Annotated in this window: 3 protein-coding genes; 2 read left to right on the top strand and 1 reads right to left on the bottom strand. The window is 70.5% G+C overall.

Annotation, left to right across the window (positions count from 1 at the left end):
* Window positions 1-1,006 (bottom strand): macrolide 2'-phosphotransferase (locus AC5RUJ_RS12385; protein ID WP_494155927.1); only part of this gene is annotated, 1,006 nt, incomplete at its 3' end.
* Window positions 1,007-1,170: 164 nt separating this feature from the next.
* Between AC5RUJ_RS12385 and nudC the strand changes: the two genes are divergently transcribed.
* Both nudC and AC5RUJ_RS12375 read left to right on the top strand, forming a co-directional pair.
* Window positions 1,171-2,118, top strand: a complete 948-nt coding sequence (nudC, locus tag AC5RUJ_RS12380) for an NAD(+) diphosphatase (protein WP_494012544.1) — start codon at window positions 1,171-1,173, stop codon at window positions 2,116-2,118.
* Window positions 2,115-3,930 (top strand): ATP-dependent helicase (locus AC5RUJ_RS12375; RefSeq protein WP_494155926.1); only part of this gene is annotated, 1,816 nt, incomplete at its 3' end. The genes nudC and AC5RUJ_RS12375, both read left to right, overlap by 4 nt.

Raw genomic sequence — 3,930 nt, 5'->3', positions numbered from 1 at the left:
CGGCCGGTTCCCGGGCCGGAGCCGCAGGGACAGCGGCAACCGTGGGCGGAACGGCAGGCGGCGGGGGAGCGGTGACACTGATGGGCTGGCCGCCGTGTACGGCCACGTCGGCCTCGAGCTCGTTCAGCATGTCGACCGCCTCGTCAACCATGGTCTGGTCGCCCGCGGCCAGTCCGCGGACCAGCCATTGGGCCAGCGCGAATTCGGCGGACAGCGCTGCCCGGCGCATCAGGTGGGGATCGACCGGGTCCTTGCGGTACTTGCGGTAGGACTCCAGCACGACGTCGGCGAACGACTGTTCGTGCACGGCCACCAGCCACGCGAAGTCATCGGCGGGATCGCCAATGCGCAGGTCGGTCCAACCGGTCACCGAGCTGACGCTGCCGTCTTGGACCAGGAGGTTGTCTTCGTGCAGGTCGCCGTGCACCACGCACGGATTGAACTTCCAGAGGGCCACGTCCTCCAGGGCGTGCTCCCACCGGCGCAGCAGGGCCGGCGGTATCTTGCCGGTGGTGGCGGCCTGGTCGAGTTCGTTGAGCTTGCGCTGGCGGAACTGGTCGGCCGTGTAGCTGGGCAGATCCGCGGCGTCGACCATGCGCTGGGGCAGGTCGTGGATGCCGGCTGTCGCCCGTCCGATCGATACCGGGACGGCGGCGCCGGCGGCGACCAGAGCTTCCAGCGCCAGCATGCTCCCCGGCACGTGGTTGTAAACGAAGGTGCGCAGTTCGGACTGCTGGACGGTCCCGGCGACCGTGGGCACCTGGAAAGGCAACTCCGCGCGGATCGCGGGCGAGAAGGCCCGGAGCACCAGCAGTTCCGTTTCGAGCCGCATGCTCGCCTCGGCGTGCTTCGGAGAACGCACGCGCCACCGCTTGCCGGACGCATCGGTGAGTACCGCGGACTGGAAATCCGCCGCATCATCCGGCAGCCCGGCAACGCCCGTGGGCGTCAACCCGGGAACGGCCGCGGTGGCTATGGCCGCCAGCTCCAGAGGTGTCTTTCTCACGTAGTCCACCGTACGTGCAACCGGTACCGGCAGCCCGGCCACGGCCGCGGCGAGTCGCCGGAAGGGTGAGGCAGGCCGCACCGGCGGGGCACCGCCGGTGCGCAGTCCACAGCGCCGGCGGCGCGAATAACGGTCCGGGCGCCGGGGTGAGTACGGTAGAGAGCATGAGTCTTAGCACCGCCGCTGCAGGGTTCCCGCCGCTGGGCCAGCTGATGCTGGCGCGCACCACCATGGACCGCGGGTGCGAGCGGCGCAGCCACCCCGGCCTGGTGGACGGCATCTGGGGCAGCGACACCACGCATGTGATGCTGATCGCCGATGGCAAGACGCTGGTCCGCGGCGGAAGGATCGTGTTGCTTCCGAGCAGGGAACGGACCGCAACCGACCTCTCCGTCTACCTCGGCCGGGCCGTGGAGGGTGCGGATGTGCCCGTCGGGACCGACATTGTGCTCTCGGTGTTGGCGGACCGCGCAGAAGCTGCCGGGTACGACGGCGAGTGGCTGGGCCTGCGGGATGTGGCGGGGGAGCTCTCTGCGCAGGACGCCGGGCTGTTTGTGGAGGCCGCGGCGATTTCCAACTGGCACCTGACCCACACCCACTGCCCGCGTTGCGGCCACCGCACGGAGATCGAGCAGGGCGGCTGGGTGCGCCGCTGTCCCGCCGACGGAAGCCAGCATTTCCCGCGCACCGATCCCGCCGTCATCGTTTCGGTCATCGACGAGGACGACCGCCTGCTGCTCGGCCGCAACAGCGCATGGCCGGCCAGCCGGTATTCGACCCTGGCCGGTTTCGTCGAGCCGGGGGAGTCGCTCGAGGCCGCGGTGGTGCGGGAAATCGAGGAGGAGTCCGGCGTCGTCGTGCACTCGCCGCGCTACCTTGGGTCCCAGCCGTGGCCGTTCCCGGCATCGCTGATGATTGGTTTCACGGCGGTCGCGACGGACGCGGCGTCGGTGCCCGACGGCGTGGAGATCCTGGACACACGGTGGTTCAGCCGGGAGGAACTGGCCGCGGCACTGAAGGCCGACGAGGTCCAGGTGGCCAGCGGCATTTCAATTGCGCGGGCGCTGATCGAGCACTGGTACGGCGGCGAACTGCCGCAGGCCGGACGATGAGCGCAGCGGCAGCCGGGCCCCTCCCGGACAGCAGCCTCGAAGACCGGATCCTGGCCGGACTGGATGACGAGCAGCGGCAGGTGGCCACCAACCTGGCCGGACCGTTGTGCGTCCTCGCCGGAGCGGGCACCGGCAAGACCCGGGCGATCACGCATCGGATCGCCTACGGGGTACACACCGGGGTGTATACGCCGCAGCGGGTGCTGGCGGTGACGTTCACCGCGCGTGCGGCCGCCGAGATGCGGACGCGGCTGCGCGACCTCGGTGTTGGCGGGGTGCAGGCGCGAACGTTCCACGCCGCGGCGCTGCGCCAGCTGCAGTTTTTCTGGCCGCAGGCGGTCGGCGGTCCGTTGCCCGGCCTGCTGGACCACAAGGCCAGCGTCATCGCCGAATCTGCCCGGCGCCTGCGGCTGACCACCGACCGTGCCGCCATCCGCGACCTGGCGGCCGAGATCGAGTGGGCCAAGGTTTCCATGCTCACGCCCGAGAGCTATGTCCGCCGGGCGGCCGGGCGTGCCGCACCGGCAGGCTACGACCTGACGACGGTGGCGCGGCTGTACCAGGCCTACGAGGACGTGAAGACGGACCGGAACATCATCGACTTCGAGGACGTCCTGCTCATCACCGTGGGGATCCTCGAGGAAGACCCGAAGGTGGCGGCCGCCGTACGGGACCAGTACCGGCACTTCGTGGTGGACGAATACCAGGACGTCTCGCCGCTCCAGCAGCGGCTCCTGGACCTCTGGCTGGGTGACCGTGAAGAACTCTGTGTCGTCGGCGACGCCAGCCAGACCATCTACTCCTTCACGGGAGCGACCTCCCGGCATCTGCTCGAGTTCACCAAACGCTTCCCCGGAGCCGACGTCGTAAAACTGGTCCGGGACTACCGCTCCTCGCCGCAGGTGGTGCAGCTGGCGAACTCGCTGCTGGCCGCCCGCACCCGGCAGCCGGCGCGGGACAACGACAGCTGGCCGACCCCGCTGGAGCTCATCGCCCAGCGTCCGGCCGGGCCCGAGCCCTCGTTCACGGAATGCGCCGACGACGAGGCCGAGGCGGCCCAGGTGGCCACCCGCATCCGCAAACTGCTCGACGACGGCGTGGGCGCCGCCCAGATCGCCGTGCTGTTCCGCACCAACGGGCAGTCCCAAGTCTACGAACAGGCGCTGGCCAATGCCGGCATCGGCTATCAGCTGCGCGGCGGGGAGCGGTTTTTCCAGCGGCGGGAGGTCCGCGACGCGATCCTCCAGCTGCGGGCCTCCTCCCGGGCCGCCGGAACCGAACCCGTGCCGCAACTGGTCCGGGACGTGCTGGCGAACCTGGGCTACACGCGGGAAGCTCCGCAGACCGGCGGCGCGGTGCGCGAACGCTGGGAATCTCTGGCCGCGCTGGTGGGACTGGCCGACGAGTTGGACGCGGCCCGCGGTTCCGCGGCGGGCGGTGTTTTCACCATGTCCGACTTCGTGGCAGAGCTCGACGAACGCGCTGCCGCCCAGCATGCCCCCACCGTACAGGGTGTCACCCTCGCCTCGCTGCACTCGGCGAAGGGCCTCGAATGGGACGCAGTCTTCCTGGTCGGTTTGAGCGAGGGGCTGATGCCGATCTCCTTCGCCGACACCGACGAGGCCGTGGATGAGGAACGCCGGCTGCTCTACGTGGGCATCACCCGTGCCCGCCAGCACCTGGCGCTGTCCTGGTCGCTGGCCCGGACCCCGGGAGGCCGCGCCAACCGCAAGCCGTCCCGGTTCCTGGACGGGCTGCGGCCGGCCTCTTCCTCCTCCGTCCGCAGCACGCCGGGCCAGCGGCCGGCGCGGC

Source organism: Arthrobacter sp. Y3223164, from assembly GCF_059091005.1.
This window is presented reverse-complemented; position numbering and strand designations above follow the sequence as displayed.